Origin of the sequence: Alkalilimnicola ehrlichii (assembly GCF_003399765.1) — a bacterium.
In the GTDB taxonomy this organism is placed as follows: Bacteria; Pseudomonadota; Gammaproteobacteria; order Nitrococcales; family AK92; genus AK92.
Map to the genome: position 1 here is coordinate 1 of NZ_NFZV01000012.1, position 15995 is coordinate 15995.

Genomic DNA, 15995 nt, shown 5'->3' on the forward strand with positions numbered 1-15995 from the left:
AACCGTCACCGCCTTGTGGATCTTATCCGCCGCTTATCCAGTTATCTTGAGGTGCGGGTTATGGGCAATGAGTACCGGGAGTTTAACGAGAGCTTTTTCGTTGCCGACCGCCTTGCCTATCTGCACCGCCCGACCGGGGATCGCTTTGACGGCAGGGTTTGTTTTCACGACCCGCTAGCTGCCCGTCGTCTATTAGGCCTATTTGATGAAATGTGGGAATATGGAACGCATGATCCTAATTTCCGCCGTTTGCATCTATAACTTTGGCTACTCAGAGAAATTTGGAATTGCTTAGAGAAGGGCCGCTTGACGCTCAGGCATCCCCGACCGAACGGGCCGTGTCGCCCTCGTCGACGAACGGTGTTTCTCTGTATTTCTCCTCGCTTCGGAGGTCAACATGTTGCCCCAGCCATATCGTTACCTCGCGTTCATCGCATTGCTGCTATCGGCGCCGGCGATAGCCTCGAATGAGCTCGAGCTCATCGAGCTAACCTACCAGGATGCCGAAGAAATCATCCCGCTGTTGCAACCCCATGCGGCAGGCGGCGTGACGCTGAGCGGGCAAGGCAGCACCTTGATCCTACGCGGTTCCCAACACGACATCGACGGCCTGCGCACCATTATTAGCCAGCTGGATCGAGCACCTCAGGCCATCCGGGTCAGTGTTCGGAGCGACCGTTCGATGACGCAACAAAACGCTGGCGGTGGGGTTCAAAGCAGCGAGCGCAGCGTTCGTGTCTATGGCACCCGTCGTGCCGACGACGGTAGCGGTACCCAAACCGTTCGGGGCGTTGCCGGTCGTCCTTTGCACATCGCACGCTCCATCGCCTTACCGGTAACGGAGTTTGATATCGGGCAAGACCAGGACGGCATTCAGTACTCGCAGCGGCAGACCTACATCCATGCCGCCAACGGCTTTTACGCACGGGCACGGCTACAGGGCGAAAATGTCACGATCGATTTAATGGTCGATACCGGCGAGTTTCCGGATCGCCAATTTCAGCGTCCGCACCAAAGACAACAGTTGGTCAGCCAGGTGAGCGGCCGGGTGGGCGAGTGGATTTTGGTAGGCGAGACGATGCAGCAGGAACGTCAAAGCGACGATAGCATGGTATATCGAAGCCGTCGGCGCGGTTTGGAAGACAATCAAATCTGGTTAAGGGTAGAGCGTCTATAACGACTGGATTCGGTTATCGCCGGCCAGCATGCCGATTAGCGTGCTGGCCGGCGATAACGTAACGTTCAGTCGTCGCCCCATAAATCCTGAACCCGCTCACGGTTAAGCGCTAGCCACTGCAGAGCGATGATTGGCATGGCGGAGTTGATCACGCCGGTCTCTATCATGTTCATAGCCGCGTCGAAAGAGACCACATGGACTTGTATATCTTCGCCTTCGTCCGCCAAGCCATGCACGCCGCCTAAACCTTTTGTATTCGCCTGTGCGCAAAAGACGGCGACCTTTTCCGAGCTGCCGCCGGGGCTGACGTAATAGTCGCAAATGGGGATCAACTCCCCCAGGCGACAATCGGCTTCTTCCAACGACTCGCGACGAGCGACCTGTTCCGCCGTTTGCCCCTCCTCGACCATCCCGGCAACAGTTTCCATTAACCACGGCCCGCGCGGATCTTCTAACGCACCGACCCGAAACTGTTCGACCAAAACCACTTCGTCGCGAACCGCATCGTAGGGCAGCACGCCGACCGAGTGGCCGCGGTCGAATAGCTCTCGGGTAAGCTCCGGCCCATACCCGCCATCGAACAGCCCGTGCCGTAAGCGGTACTTTTCGATCCGGAAAAAGCCATCGTAGGCAAGAGACCGATCCAATAGCTCGAATCGTTTATTCATTGGTTCTTCCTCAAGGAAAGACTGATTGATTCCTTCGCGTTTCCTTAAGCTCGTTCGAATAACGCGATGCTTTCGACGTGGGCCGTATGCGGAAACATATCCATAACCCCGGCCGCCCGTAAACGATACCCATACTCATGAACCAGAATGCCGGCGTCTCGCGCCAACGTCGCCGGACCGCAGGCGATATAAAGCACCCGATCGGGCTGCAAGGCAGCCACCTTCGGCATCATCTCTGCCGCGCCGGAGCGCGGCGGATCGATGAGCACTTTGTTAAACGGTTTTTGCATCCACGGCAAAGCGCTAACATCCTGCGTTAAGTCCGCGACATAAAACTCCGCATTATCGATGTTATTGCGAATGGCATTCTCTCGGGCTCTCGCAACCAACCCGGCCTCGCCTTCGACACCCACGACGGCTCCTGCATAACGTGCCAAGGGCAGCGTGAAGTTGCCAAGGCCACAGAACAGATCGAGAATGCGATCGCCCTGGTCAGGCTGTAACAACTCGATCGCCCGCTCCACCATCAGGCGGTTGATGGGAGCATTGACCTGAGTAAAGTCCGTCGGTCGGAAGGCCAGCTCTGTCGGACCGCTCGGCAGCTCAAAGGTAAGCTCTGGATGCTCCGGCCAAACCGGCGTTACGGTCTCTTCATTACCTGGTTGTTCGTAAAGCGCGAAATCATACTGCTCGGCAAATGCCTTCAGACGTTGATAATCCTCTGCAGAGAACGGTGCTAAGTTACGAAAAACCAAACCAACGCGACGATCTCCGATGGCCACCTCAATCTGAGCCACCTGGTCGCGAATAGACAACCCTTCGATCAACGTCCGCAGCTCAGGCAGCTGCATGCCCACCCGCTCATCCAACACATGGCATTCGCCGATATCGGCAACCAGTGGGCTGTGCTTCTCCCGAAAGCCGACCAACACGCCGCCCTTCTTCGGGACGACGCGCACCGCTAACCGTGCTTTTCGACGATAACCCCAAACCGGCCCCGTCAACGGGGGCAGCACCTCATCCGGAGCCACTTTCCCTACGCGTTCAAACAGCTCCAGCAACACATCCTGCTTAAATGCTATCTGCTCTTCCGGCGATAACTGCTGAAGGCTACAACCGCCGCACACGCCGAAATGCGGACATTTGGGGGCGATACGGCGCGGCGAGCTTTCGAGAACCTCTATCACTTTACCTTCGCCTACGCTGCGGCGACGCTTCGTATACTCGAAAACAACGCGCTCGCCCGGCAGCGCGCCGTGCACGAACACGGTGCGATCATCGACATGTGCGATTCCCCGCCCTTCATGGCTCAACGCCACGATATCGGCGGTAACCGGCTCTTTGGGAAGCCGGTTTCGTCTACGTTTACCCATGGAAGATCATCCTATTACGGATGCCGGCTCGGGGTCCCAAGCGGCAAGAAATTCGGCAAAGTGGGGCTTCTCCTCGGCTTCCAGGGTATCGCGCACAAGTCGGGATTCTCGACGATAACCGTTATCGTCGAGCTGACCGCGCATCAGCTGGAAGCGCAAGTAAAGCAGATAGGTGTTGAGCACGTCCGTCTCGCAGTAATCCCGAACGATACCGAACTGACCTTGGCGAATGCACTCCCACACTTTATCGCCGCTCATCCCCAGCTTTCCCGGAAAACCGCAGAGTGTGGCCATTTCGTCCAGGCGTACGCTGGCCCGCGGCTGATACCCGGCCAACACATCCATCAAATCGGTATGCCGTTCGTGAAAGCGGCTAAGATAATTGTTCCACCGGAAGCTTTGATCGTTGGCGCCGTTTTCCCAATAACGGGGAGCTGCGACACCATGCCGAAGCGCCCGGTAATGCAATACCGGCAAATCAAAACCGCTGCCGTTCCAGGAAACGAGAGTCGGCGTATAGCGGTCGATCCCATCGAAGAAGCGTTCGATAACCTCCTTCTCGGTGCTGCCGGCATCGCCTAGCGACCATACTTTGAAACGCTCGCCCAACCGGGCAGCGATGGAAATGACGGAGATTCTGTGTAGGTGGTGACGGAGAAAATCCGAGCCGCCGCTTTCCTGCCGCCGGCGGGCGAACATAGCGTCGGCGACGGCCGTATCGTCTAAGCCGTCGAGACCGTATAAGCGACGCCCACCTTCTACATCCGGCACCGTTTCAATGTCGAACACAAAAACATTCATAACCGTAGCAACCGCTGGCTATTAGTCCGGAAACACGCCGGTGGACAGGTACCGGTCGCCCCGGTCGCAAACGATGCTGACAATAGTTGCATTGTCGACTTCTGAGGCAAGCCTTAAGGCAGCCGCCAACGCCCCTCCTGAGGAGATGCCCGCCATGATCCCCTCGCGAGCGGCTAATTGTCGGGTCGTCTCTTCTGCATCCGCTTGGCTGACATCGATGATGCGATCAACCCTTTCCGGTTGATAAATCTTGGGCAGATAAGCTTCCGGCCAGCGCCGAATGCCCGGGATACTAGACCCCTCTTCGGGCTGAACACCAACGATTTGAATCGCGGGGTTTTGCTCCTTGAGATACTTCGACACCCCCATAATGGTGCCGGTCGTCCCCATGGAACTGACAAAGTGCGTGATCTCCCCGCCGGTATCGCGCCAAATCTCAGGGCCGGTTCCCTGTACATGAGCGATGGGATTATCCGGGTTGGCGAACTGATTCAGCAGTTTGCCTTGCCCTTCCGCTTGCATGCGCTCCGCCAAATCGCGCGCGCCCTCCATGCCTTCGGATTGCGGAACCAACACGAGCTCGGCGCCGTAGGCTCGCATTGAAGCGCGCCGCTCGGAACTCATATTGTCCGGCATGATAAGGATCATCCGGTAGCCACGAATAGCCGCCGCCATTGCCAAAGCAATGCCCGTGTTGCCACTGGTCGCCTCAATTAACGTGTCCCCCGGCGCAATATCGCCGCGCTCTTCGGCCCGCCGGATCATGCTAAGCGCCGGCCGATCTTTTACCGAGCCGGCCGGGTTGTTCCCCTCCAGCTTCAGCAAAATACGGTTAGAGGACGCCGGGTCGAGCATACGCTGCAACCGGACTAACGGGGTATTGCCAACAAAATCTTCTAGGGTTGGGTACTGCATACGCTCATTTTACTGTGCTTTTTACGGACAATGCCATGACAAACTGTTCTCCGCTGCCTGCGCAAAATGCTATCGTCGGGTATCATCCCCTACTGAGATTGTAGGGCATTGCGAATAGCTCGCACGGTGACTTATATGCTCGGCGTCATAAACCCCATAACGCACGGTAACGACTGAGACCTAATGTCCAGACCAAAGATAGAAGCATCGGCAATGCGCTATTTGTTCACTTCGATTCTCTTGATCGTTGCCGTCGCTATATTAGTCACGGGGGCATGGGTTAGCGCCCAACGCGACGCTTTTGTCCGGGAAGGCGAGCAGACGGCTTTATTGCTTGCATATATCGCGCGAGCAACGCTTAGCAACGAAGAGCCGCAGCTATTGGAGCAGGTCACCTATGGTGCCCTGGGCAGTCGTAACGTGCAGGCTGTGCGTATCCACGAACGGGATGGAACGCCGGTCGTAGACATTCGACGCAAGATCCAGGCGTTGACGCCGGAAGGTAACTTATCGGCATACGTGCTCAAGTTGATGTTGGCGACCGAGAACGAGAATACGTTTAGCGCACCGGTCTACCCACCTCTTACGGCACTCTCCAATATTCCGCCCAATATCGATGAAAGCACGCTTGGCTGGGTCGAGATCGAACTGTCGACCGACGAGTTTGCCCGTTATAGCGTTCCGCCCCTGGGCTCGGCTTTTAGCTTTGCGCTATTCGCTGCCGTGCTGCTCGCTGCGATTGCCTTGGTGCGGGCGCATCGTCAACGGCAAGCGCTGATCAGCATTCACGACACTATCCAACGTTTAAAACGAGGCAACCTGGAGGCTCGGACCGACGTTCACGGACGAGGCGCACTCCCCTCGGTTGCGGATGAACTAAATGCCATGGCCGATGCGCTCAATCGTGCGCAATTGGAATTGGAGCAAAAGGTAGAGCAAACCACCTCGGAGTTGCGAGAGACGCTAGAGGCGGTGGAAATTCAGAACGTGGAGCTAGATCTGGCGCGCAAACGCGCCCTAGAAGCGAGTAAGGTCAAATCCGAGTTTCTGGCCAACATGAGCCACGAGATCCGCACGCCCATTAACGGTATTCTCGGCTTCGCCGACCTGTTGGCTCATAGCCCGTTGGATGAAGAACAACGCGACTACATCAATACGGTAAAAGACTCCTGCGCCAACCTCTTAACGATCGTTAACGACATACTGGACTTTTCGAAAATCGAGGCCGGCAAACTGGCCATCGACAGCGTCGCCTTCGACTTGCGGGACAGCGTAGAAGAAGTGCTCTCCCTTCTGGCTCCCACGGCCTACGGAAAGGCCTTGGAGCTGCTGCATTTGATCTATGCCGATGTCCCGTTAAAGCTGTTTGGCGATCCGATCCGCATTCGCCAAGTCCTGACCAACCTGGCGCACAATGCCATTAAATTCACCCCCAGCGGGCGGGTTATCGTCCGTGTGATGTTAGAAGACGAAAGCGAACAGGACGCTCTGCTACGCATCACGGTCGAAGATACCGGGATTGGCCTTAGCGAAGAAGACCAAAGCCGGCTCTTTACAGCCTTCGGACAAGCCGATACCTCCATTACCCGCCGCTTTGGCGGGGCAGGCTTAGGACTGATCATCTCCCGCAAACTTGTGGAGCAGATGGGTGGCGCCATAACCGCGGCGAACTTAACGCACGAACCTTCCACGGCCTCATGCCACGCATGAAGAACATCGAATTGCCTATATTGGTTCTTGCCAGCACGGTCGATCGCAATGAATTAAGAAGCCTTCTTCAACAGGGCGCCAAAGCGGCGTTACCCAAGGCCTTACGACGACAGACGCTCTATCGCGAGCTATGTCGTTTATGTAACGGCGAGCTCCCGCAGCCGTCGCTCGTGTCGACGACGGCAAGGCCAAACGACATTATTGGGGCTAAAGCAGACCGCTCCTCCACGCCGACTGGGAAAAGACCGTTGGTACTCGTGGTCGACGATAATCCCATCAACCGGAAGTTGGTAACGACGATTCTTGGCATCCACGGCGCCGACGTCGTGGAAGCGGAAGACGGTCAAGAAGCCGTTAACATCGCGGCGGAACATCCCTTAGACCTCGTATTCATGGATATTCACATGCCTACCATGAGTGGCGAGACGGCAACTCAGAAGATCCAAGCGCAGAATAATCGGGCGAAGAAACCTCGCATCGTCGCACTAACGGCTAACGCGATGCCGGGCGAGCGCGAGCGTTTGTTGGCCGCAGGGATGGACGATTGCCTGATCAAACCGATCTCCGAAGAGCAGGTGGCCGCTATCCTGAACGATATCTGTGCCCAGACGAATACAACAGCCGTAGGCGATATGTCGACCATCGCTGCCGCTACGGCAGCATCGGACGCAACATCGAATTTAGCCAACGACTTGTTAGCGATGTTGGAAAACGAATTGCCTGAGCATAAGCGCTTAATCAAACAAGCCTATCGCAGTAATAAGCTCACGGAGCTTAAGGACATCGTCCATAAGTTGCACGGTGCCGCCAATGTTTGTCGGCAAACGGCGCTCGGTACCGCTTGCGCAGACCTTGAGCGCGCTCTGATTGAAGATGATGTGGTAATGGTTCCGGCTGGAGTGCGTTGTGTGGTTGAAGAAATCGATGTAATTCTCAACCGCGAACAATCAATCGAGGTTACCCAAAGCGCCTAGTATGCCTTTCGCTATGTCGCCGGCCTTTTTCAAGAGGCCTTAATCGCCCGTCAGCACGACGAAAGCGACCGCATAATGACGCTCGTCGCTGACGCTCAGCTCGCTCCCGGTAATGCCGAGTTCGGCACAACGGCGGGCTGCCGCAGCATGGAAGCGCAATAGCGGTTTCCCTCGCTCGTCATGCACCGTTTCGATATCGCTAAAACGTATACCGTCGGCGATACCCGTTCCCAACGCTTTAGCAGCGGCTTCCTTCGTCGCAAAACGCTTTGCTAAATAGCGGCCTGATCCGCCTTTCTCGCGCCACTTCGCGAGTTCGCCAGCGGCGAGTAGGCGCGTTGCAAAACGCTCGCCCTGCCGTTCAAGAATCGCCTCGATCCGGCCGATTTCCACCACGTCAGTGCCTATGCCGGCAATTCTACTCATTGCCGAGCTTCCAACATCAAGCGCTTCATATCGGAAACGGCCTGTGCTAAGCCGCTAAATACGGCACGGGCTATGAGGGCGTGCCCGATATTGAGTTCGTTAATCTCCGCCAGCGCCGCGATGGGCTTCACATTGTGATAATGCAGCCCATGGCCGGCGTTGACGATCAACCCCAGCTCCGCCGCTAAACGGGCACTGCCAGCGATCCTGGTTAGCTCTTTCTCCCGTACACGCGCCGCGTTTGCCTCGGCATACGCCCCCGTATGCAACTCAATCACCGGCGCTCCGACGGCCACCGCAGCCCGAATTTGATCCGGCTCCGGGTCGATAAATAACGACACCTGAATACCGGCCGCTGCCAAGCGCTGACAGGCCTCTTTTACCCGCGCCTGCTGCCCCGCAACATCGAGCCCGCCTTCTGTTGTCAGCTCCTCGCGCCGCTCAGGGACAAGGCAGCAGTCTTGCGGCCGGATGCGCTCGGCGATGGCAAGCATTTCCTCGGTAACCGCCATTTCTAAGTTCATCCGGGTATGCAGTAACTCCCGCAGCACTTCGACGTCCCGGTCTTGAATATGTCGCCGATCCTCGCGTAGGTGCAACGTAATACCGTCCGCACCGGCCTGCTCAGCCGTTAACGCAGCATGAACGGGATCCGGGTAACGGGTTCCTCGCGCCTGTCGCAAAGTCGCCACGTGATCGATGTTAACGCCCAGTTTGATGTCTTGCTGACTACCGCTCATGTTTATCTCCTCAAACCTTACGCTGGCACTAGCGTTTACGACCTTCCTGCCGCTGGCCGAGACGCTGCGCATACAGCTCCCGGCTCTTTAACGGTTTGTCGCCAAGCTGTGCCGATAGCGCATGGCGCATCAAATGCTTCACTTCACGACGTTGAATAGGCGAATCAAGCTGCTCTGCTGCTAAGGCTAACAGGCTAGTGCCGTGTATCGGCAATGCAGGCCGCATACCTGCGCGTACAGGGCCTTGTTCGAGGCGGTAATCGTAAAGCACGTCAGGCTCAATCGGTTCGCCTTCGATATCGGTATCGAGCAACAAACCGTAGCCGAGCTCAGCCAGCAAACGTTTCTCGAAGAGCCGCAGCGTATCGCCTTCCGCGCCCCCTTCCGCTAACAGCTTCAGGGTTTCCCGATAGGCGTCATAAAGCTCGGGGTGAGGGTCTTCGCGGCGCACGAGACGCAGCAATACCTCGTTTAGGTAAAACCCGCTGAGAATGCGTTTGCCGGACAAGGACATCGGCATCCCTTTCGGCTCTACACCGCTTAGCTGACCGAGTTCGCCTCGGCTTTGCCAAGATAACAGTAGCTCGCCGAAAGGTTGCAACAATCCGCGCCGACGTGAACGAGGGCTACGCACACCCCGCGCAACGACCCCCACCCGCCCCAGTTCCCGGGTGAACAATTCGATAATGGCGTGGTTCTCGCCATAAGCGTGCTGATGAAGGACAAAGCCCGGTTCGAGAACAAAACGCTGTTGCTCCACGGTGCTGGCACTCCATCTTCTTCACTTGGCAGCGATAACGAAATACTTACTCTTCGAAATAACCCAGCGACTGCAACGCACGCTCATCGTCCGACCAACCTTCGCGCACTTTAACCCATAGTTGCAGGTACACGCGGCAATCGAACAGCCCCTCCATAGCTTCGCGGGCACTTTTGCCCACTCGCTTTAATACTTGGCCCTGGCGGCCGATCACAATAGTCTTCTGTCCGCTTCTCTCGACCCAGATCAAGGCAGCGACTTTCAACAAGCGGCCTTCGCGTTCAAACGCTTCGATTTCGACCGTTGTCGCGTATGGAACTTCCTGCCCCAGCGTGCGCATCAACTGCTCGCGGACCAACTCTGCCGCCATAAAGCGCTCGCTGCGATCCGTAACCTGCTCGTCCGGAAATAATGGCGGCGACATCGGTAAGAGCGACTTAAAGGCCTCTTCCAATGCATCGAGCTGGGTGCCTTTTGCCGCCGAAACCGGAATGACATCCGCAAAAGCGTACTTTTCGCTAAGACTCGCTATATGCGGCAAAAGCAAACTCTTGTCGCGGACTTTGTCGATTTTGTTGATAACGAGAATGACCGGAGTATCTAAACGCTTTAGCTTTTCCAGAACAAATTCGTCATCGGGCGTCCACCGAATGCCCTCGACAACGAACGCCACCACATCGACATCTTCCAATACGGTGGCCGCCGCACGATTCAAATAGCGGTTCATTGCCTTCGGCGTTTTGCTATGCAAGCCCGGTGTATCGACGTAAATGATCTGGGCATCGTCGCGATGATGAATCCCCAAAATACGATGTCGTGTCGTTTGCGGTCGTTGCGAAACGATACTGATCTTCTGACCGATAAGTCGATTCAATAGCGTTGACTTACCGACGTTAGGACGCCCTACTAGCGCGACGAACCCGCAATTAATTTCAGCGATATCCGATTCGAAATTCATGATGCGTCAAGTAACTCCAACATAGCTTCGGCAGCGCGTTGCTCCGCTTGCCTCCGGCTGCTGCCTACACCTTCGGTCACTTTGTCATCGCCCCCAATTTCGCATTTCACTCGGAAGCTCTGATCATGCGCTTTGCCGCTAATTTCCAGAACGCTATAGGTGGGCAACGATTGGCGTGTCGCCTGGAGATACTCCTGCAACCGGGTTTTCGGGTCTTTTAGCGACTTCACTTCAGGAAGCGTGTCTAAACGGGTGCGGTACAACCATACGATAAGCGCTCTGCAGGCGTCATAGCCGCCATCCAAATAGACGGCACCGAAGACGGCTTCCAGGGCATCGGATAAAATCGAGTCTCGACGATGCCCCCGCTTTCATCTCTCCGCTACCGAGTCGCAAATAGGCGCCCAGATCTAACTCGCGCGCTAGCTCGGCGAGACTATCTCGGTTCACCAAGCTCGCCCGCAAGCGGCTCAGTATACCCTCCGTATCCGTCGGGCGCCGTTGGTAAAGTTCGGAGGCGATGACGAAATTGAGGATGCTGTCCCCTAAAAACTCCAGCCGCTCGTTATTAGCGCCTTGCGCGCTACGATGGGTAACCGCCTCCAGTAGCAGAGCAGACTGGTTGAATCGGTAGTTGAGCTCTTTCTGTAGTTTTTCGAGATCAGCGTTCAATTGGATATAACCGTGTCGTAGCGAAAATGTGCAATAGCATCTAGATTGCCGAACAGAGGTACACGTACTTCGTAGTCGATCACCACTTCCGTACCTCCCGGGCCAACCTGAATAGCAATGTGGTCACGCTCAATGTGGCGAATACCGTTAATATTCAGCCGTCGGTTCAGAGACTGGGAAACCTCCCGAGCGCTAGCGCCGCGCAAGGCCGTTTCGCTGCCCATGCTATTGACTACACTGCGCACCTTCCACGCATCCATGTAAATGGGCGCCAAACGCACCGTAGCAACCACGGAAAACGAAGCGAGAACAACATAGAACACCAGCTGTATCAGGCTCGCGCCCCGCTGCCGTACCACCCTGCTCGCGGAAGAAGGCAAGGCGCCGCTAAGTTTTCCCCCCGCCAATGGCTTCGAACTCCTATCTTTGCCTTTCATCACGATGCCCTCGTGCATTTTCGTTCTATAGACTGATTTATTAGGCTGCACGAGAAGTCACCGGCTTATCGCCGGAACTTCCTTAGTTAATCCGGTCGCCAATGCGAGACCAGTTAATCCTATTACGAGCCGGATCCCAACTCATCCACACAATAAAGGCCCGACCCACTAAGTTTTCTTCCGGAACCGGGCCCCAAGAACGGCTATCGCTACTTTGATCCCTATTATCGCCCAGAACGTAATAAGTTCCTTCCGGCACCCGATAATCGTAATCCTGCCAGAAAGCCAGTTGCGGATGAATCAAGATAGTGTAACTGTCCCCTGCTACTTCTTCTTTATGCAAGAGTGCGCCGGGGCCGCCTTCCGGACCGACATAAGGTCCGAGGTTTACTTGCGGTATCGGCTCGCCATTAACGAAAAGCTGCTTATTACGATAGCTGATACGGTCGCCCGGCAGCCCGATAACCCGCTTAATGTAATCCTGCGCAGGATTTTCCGGATAACGGAATACGGCCACATCGCCGCGTTGCGGTTCGCCGACGGGCACGAGTTTCGTATAAATCACCGGCAACCGTATGCCATACGAGAATTTGTTGACCAGGATAAAATCTCCGGTCAACAGGGTTGGCACCATCGAGCCCGAGGGAATGCGGAAGGGTTCGACAACAAAGGAGCGGATAACTAAGACGGCCAGAATTACCGGAAACAAAGAGCGAGACAAATCTAGCCACCACGGTTCCGGCGGCGTTTTCCCCTCTGCTTTCTCCGCCTCGGTAACCCAGTCGGGTTCGTCGGGTCGAAGCCATTTGTCCCAGGCCCAGATAACACCGGTAACCAGGGTTAGGATGACTAGCAGCAACTCGAAATTAAACGTCATTGAGCCTAGTTCTTCTATTACTTGTTATCGACCTGAAGCACGGCGAGGAAGGCCTCCTGCGGGATTTCCACTTTGCCGACCTGCTTCATTCGTTTCTTACCCGCCTTCTGCTTCTCCAGCAGCTTACGCTTACGCGAAATATCGCCGCCATAGCACTTCGCCGTTACGTTTTTACGCAAGGCTTTTACGGTGGAGCGGGCGATCACATGCGAACCGATCGCAGCTTGAATGGCTACTTCGAACATCTGGCGGGGGATTAATTCTCGCAAACGTTCGGTAAGCTCGCGACCTCGCACCTGCGCCATATCGCGGTGCACGATAACCGATAAGGAATCGACCCGCTCTCTGTTGATAAGGATATCCAGCTTAACGAGGTCCGCCGCCTGGAAACGCTTGAATTCATAATCGAACGAAGCGAAGCCGCGACTAGCCGACTTAAGCCGATCAAAGAAGTCTAGCACGACCTCCGCCATGGGCATTTCATACGCCAGCGAGATCTGATTTCCTACGTACTGCATGTCTTTTTGAACGCCGCGCTTTTCAACGCACAGGTTGATGACGTTACCGACATATTCTTGCGGAACCAAAATATTGGCGACGATAATCGGCTCTCTAATTTCGTCGATATAGTTTGCTTCCGGCAAATTGGAGGGGTTATCGATCGGCTGCGCCTCGCCCTTCTTCGTCAGCACTTCATGGACAACCGTGGGCGCGGTAGTAATTAAATCCAGATCGTATTCGCGCTCCAGGCGCTCCTGCACGATCTCCATATGTAACATACCCAAAAACCGCACCGGAAACCAAAGCCTAAGGCTTGCGATGTCTCGGGCTCAAAATGCAAGGCGGCATCGTTAAGGCGTAGTTTCTGTAAGGCTTCCCGAAGGTTTTCGTAGTCGTCCGCATTGATCGGGAACATGCCGGCGAACACGCGCGGTTGCACATGCTTAAACCCAGGCACCGGGGCGTCGGAAGGGCGCTGTGCGTGCGTCAGCGTATCGCCCACCGGCGCACCGTCGATATCTTTGATACCGGCAACCACAAAGCCAACTTGGCCCGTCCCCAGCTCATTGCGCGGATTCCGCTTCGGGGTAAAGATTCCTAGCTGATCTACCTGGAATTCGCGTCCAGTGGACATAACGCGGATCTTATCGCCTTTCTTCAGGGTGCCCTCGAAAACCCTGACCAGGGATACCACCCCCAGATAGTTGTCGAACCAAGAATCGATAATGAGGGCTTTCAACGGCGCTTCCGCCTCGCCGGTAGGCGCAGGAATTTTCTCGACGATGAATTCCAGCAACTCAGCGATGCCCTGCCCCGTCTTGGCACTGATCATCTGTGTCTCGGTACCGTCCAGACCGATGATTTCCTCGATCTGATTGATTACCCGCTCCGGTTCCGCCGAGGGTAGATCGATTTTGTTCAGTACAGGCAGGACTTCCAGCCCTTGATCGACTGCCGTGTAGCAATTTGCCACACTTTGCGCCTCGACCCCTTGCGAGGCGTCGACGACCAACAAAGCGCCCTCGCAGGCGGTCAAAGACCGCGACACTTCGTAGGAAAAGTCGACGTGTCCGGGGGTGTCGATGATATTGAGCTGATAGGTCTTACCGTCCTTCGCTTGGTAAGCGAGAGAGACGCTTTGCGCTTTGATAGTAATCCCGCGTTCCCGCTCAATGTCCATGGAGTCGAGCACCTGCTCGGCCATCTCGCGCTCGGTCAAGCCACCACAGATCTGAATCAAACGATCGGCCAGGGTAGACTTGCCGTGATCGATGTGAGCAATGATAGAAAAGTTGCGGATCAGCTCCATGGACTCGCTACTCATAAGCCCCCAAGGGTTTGCAGTAATAAAAAGGCGCCGGCCAAAGTCTGATATGGCCGGCGCCTATTCTACCTATTTCGTACAGAAAATGCGTTGTCTCTATAACGGTCGCCAGCTATAACGGAGTGGGCATGTCAGCAATCGAGCGATTGCGCCCCCTTGCGTAGACGCCGTCAGGGCTTCTGGGCATCCGTTCTAGTAACCCGAAAAACCCTACGTACCGCGCTGCTTATTCCGGCACTTTGACCGCAAAAACCGGGCATTGCCATTTCGGTGGATTAATATCGGCACCGAGCGCCCAGAAGGTAAATTATCCACTACGGTACGAAAGCTCTCGACGCTATCGATTTGTATGTGGTTGAGCATCCTGATAACGTCGCCCGCCATGATCCCAGACTCGGCCGCCGCCCCGGGCAATACTTCCAACACCTGTACGCCCAGGTCGACTCCCAAGGTCTCTTTTCGCTCCTCCGATAAGGGTTCGACCTCCAGACCTAGGCGCTCGCTCTTTGCATCGGGTTGCGGGGCGGGGGCTCGGCGCCGGTTTTCCGGAAGGCGCTGGGTCGCCTGCTGCGGTAATTCTCCGACCGGAATCGTTAGCTCAAGCTCCTTGCCGTCGCGCACCACTGTCGCTGAGACGTCTTCCCCAATCGATGTCCGCCCTACGATGGGTGGCAAGGCCGCGGACGTGGGAATATCGGCGCCGCCGAAACGGACGATAACATCGCCGACCTGAACACCGCCCAGCTCGGCTGGACTGCCCGCCATGACCTCAGCCACTAAGGCCCCTATCGGCTTATTCATGCCAAACGACTCAGCCAGGTCTCTGGTCACATCTTGAATCAGAACGCCCAGCCAGCCTCTGCTGACGCGGCCGGTTGTCTTTAGCTGGTTCGCAACATCCAGCGCCAGTTCGATCGGAATGGCAAACGACACCCCCATGAAACCGCCTGTGCGGCTGTAAATATGGGAGTTGATACCAACCACCTCGCCGTCGAGATTAAATAACGGCCCCCCGAATTGCCGGGGTTAATGGCTACGTCGGTCTGAATAAACGGAACGTAGTTGCCTTCGGGTAAGTTACGGCCCTTAGCACTCACAATGCCTGCCGTTGCCGAGTGCTCGAAGCCAAATGGCGAACCGATGGCAAGCACCCATTCGCCAACTTTGAGTTCGGACGAGTCGCCCGTTCGAACGACCGGTAAGTTTTCCGCGTCAATCTTCAGTAACGCCAAGTCGCTGCTTTCGTCATGACCAACGGGCTGGGCAATAAACTCGCGTCGATCGCTCAAGCGAACAATAATTTCGTCCGCCCCCGAACAACGTGATAGTTCGTCAACACATAGCCGTCCGAGGAGGTGATAAACCCAGAGCCGAGGGATTCCGCATCGAATTGGTCGAATGGCTGATGCCCCTCTTCTCCCAGGAAGCGATCCAGAAAAGGTCTGAACGGGTGCCCATCCGGCATATCGTAGTCTTGCGGCAGGCCGCCGCTGGCGACTCGCTGTGTGGTGCTGATGTTGACAACGGCTTGGCTACTCTCTTCTACCAAACCGGTAAAATCGGGCAGCCCAAAACGGGCCTCGGCAGGTTGATTCGAAACGAAAAGAATAAGGCAAAACGCCACAAACAGCGCTGCCAACCCAGACCTGCCGTACAAGCTTTCGCTCATAGTTCAAGTGTCC

General features: G+C 55.9%; 14 protein-coding genes and 3 pseudogenes. 4 read left to right on the forward strand and 13 right to left on the reverse strand.

Annotation, left to right across the window (positions count from 1 at the left end; translation table 11 throughout):
- Both CAI21_RS23200 and CAI21_RS12230 read left to right on the forward strand, forming a co-directional pair.
- Nucleotides 1-261: DUF7931 domain-containing protein (locus tag CAI21_RS23200; RefSeq protein ID WP_220348123.1), on the forward strand; the 261-nt coding region annotated here is incomplete at its 5' end.
- Between the two features lie 136 nt (nucleotides 262-397).
- Nucleotides 398-1177 (forward strand): hypothetical protein, encoded by a 780-nt coding sequence (locus CAI21_RS12230; RefSeq protein WP_116302555.1) that lies wholly within the window; start codon nucleotides 398-400, stop codon nucleotides 1175-1177.
- Nucleotides 1178-1242: 65 nt separating this feature from the next.
- Here the strand turns inward: CAI21_RS12230 and CAI21_RS12235 are convergent, their stop codons facing one another.
- The 4 genes from CAI21_RS12235 to cysM are packed head-to-tail and all read right to left on the reverse strand — an operon-like array spanning nucleotide 1243 to nucleotide 4934.
- The gene (locus tag CAI21_RS12235) at nucleotides 1243-1845 is read right to left on the reverse strand and encodes an NUDIX domain-containing protein (protein ID WP_116302556.1); all 603 of its coding nucleotides are present in this window, start codon (nucleotides 1843-1845) and stop codon (nucleotides 1243-1245) included.
- 44 nt (nucleotides 1846-1889) lie between these two features.
- Nucleotides 1890-3218 (reverse strand): 23S rRNA (uracil(1939)-C(5))-methyltransferase RlmD, encoded by a 1329-nt coding sequence (gene rlmD / locus CAI21_RS12240; RefSeq protein WP_116302557.1) that lies wholly within the window; start codon nucleotides 3216-3218, stop codon nucleotides 1890-1892.
- A gap of 6 nt (nucleotides 3219-3224) precedes the next feature.
- Nucleotides 3225-4019 (reverse strand): 3'-5' exonuclease, encoded by a 795-nt coding sequence (locus CAI21_RS12245; protein WP_116302558.1) that lies wholly within the window; start codon nucleotides 4017-4019, stop codon nucleotides 3225-3227.
- A gap of 21 nt (nucleotides 4020-4040) precedes the next feature.
- The gene (gene cysM, locus CAI21_RS12250) at nucleotides 4041-4934 is read right to left on the reverse strand and encodes a cysteine synthase CysM (protein ID WP_116302559.1); all 894 of its coding nucleotides are present in this window, start codon (nucleotides 4932-4934) and stop codon (nucleotides 4041-4043) included.
- Between the two features lie 183 nt (nucleotides 4935-5117).
- On the opposite strand from cysM, the gene CAI21_RS12255 reads away from it, so the two are divergent.
- Nucleotides 5118-6644: a histidine kinase dimerization/phospho-acceptor domain-containing protein gene (locus tag CAI21_RS12255; RefSeq protein WP_116302560.1), complete on the forward strand. Its 1527-nt coding sequence runs from the start codon at nucleotides 5118-5120 to the stop codon at nucleotides 6642-6644.
- Complete coding sequence (locus CAI21_RS12260; protein ID WP_220348138.1) at nucleotides 6641-7618, forward strand: response regulator; 978 nt, start codon at nucleotides 6641-6643, stop codon at nucleotides 7616-7618. The genes CAI21_RS12255 and CAI21_RS12260 overlap by 4 nt, the downstream gene beginning before the upstream one ends.
- Nucleotides 7619-7657: 39 nt before the next feature.
- On the opposite strand, the gene acpS is transcribed toward CAI21_RS12260, so the two are convergent.
- The 9 genes and pseudogenes from acpS to CAI21_RS12305 form a co-directional block, all read right to left on the reverse strand.
- Complete coding sequence (gene acpS, locus CAI21_RS12265; protein ID WP_116302562.1) at nucleotides 7658-8044, reverse strand: holo-ACP synthase; 387 nt, start codon at nucleotides 8042-8044, stop codon at nucleotides 7658-7660.
- Entirely contained in the window at nucleotides 8041-8784 is a 744-nt protein-coding gene (pdxJ, locus tag CAI21_RS12270) for a pyridoxine 5'-phosphate synthase (RefSeq protein WP_116302563.1), read from the reverse strand. Before pdxJ ends, acpS begins: the two co-directional genes overlap by 4 nt.
- Nucleotides 8785-8812: 28 nt before the next feature.
- The gene (recO, locus tag CAI21_RS12275) at nucleotides 8813-9544 is read right to left on the reverse strand and encodes a DNA repair protein RecO (RefSeq protein WP_116302564.1); all 732 of its coding nucleotides are present in this window, start codon (nucleotides 9542-9544) and stop codon (nucleotides 8813-8815) included.
- 46 nt (nucleotides 9545-9590) lie between these two features.
- Nucleotides 9591-10502 (reverse strand): GTPase Era, encoded by a 912-nt coding sequence (gene era / locus CAI21_RS12280; protein WP_116302565.1) that lies wholly within the window; start codon nucleotides 10500-10502, stop codon nucleotides 9591-9593.
- Nucleotides 10499-11174 (reverse strand): annotated as a pseudogene (gene rnc / locus CAI21_RS12285) (ribonuclease III). The gene era and the pseudogene rnc overlap by 4 nt, the downstream one beginning before the upstream one ends.
- Nucleotides 11171-11611 carry a DUF4845 domain-containing protein gene (locus CAI21_RS12290; protein WP_181919402.1) on the reverse strand — a complete coding sequence of 147 codons (441 nt, stop codon included), beginning with the start codon at nucleotides 11609-11611 and terminating at the stop codon, nucleotides 11171-11173. Before CAI21_RS12290 ends, rnc begins: the two are co-directional and overlap by 4 nt.
- Before the next feature lie 82 nt (nucleotides 11612-11693).
- Nucleotides 11694-12488, reverse strand: coding sequence for a signal peptidase I (lepB, locus tag CAI21_RS12295; protein WP_116302567.1), 795 nt, complete (start codon nucleotides 12486-12488; stop codon nucleotides 11694-11696).
- Between the two features lie 17 nt (nucleotides 12489-12505).
- A pseudogene (gene lepA / locus CAI21_RS12300) lies at nucleotides 12506-14298 on the reverse strand (translation elongation factor 4).
- A 225-nt stretch (nucleotides 14299-14523) separates the two neighbouring features.
- Nucleotides 14524-15982: pseudogene (locus tag CAI21_RS12305) on the reverse strand (DegQ family serine endoprotease).
- Nucleotides 15983-15995: the final 13 nt, after the last annotated feature.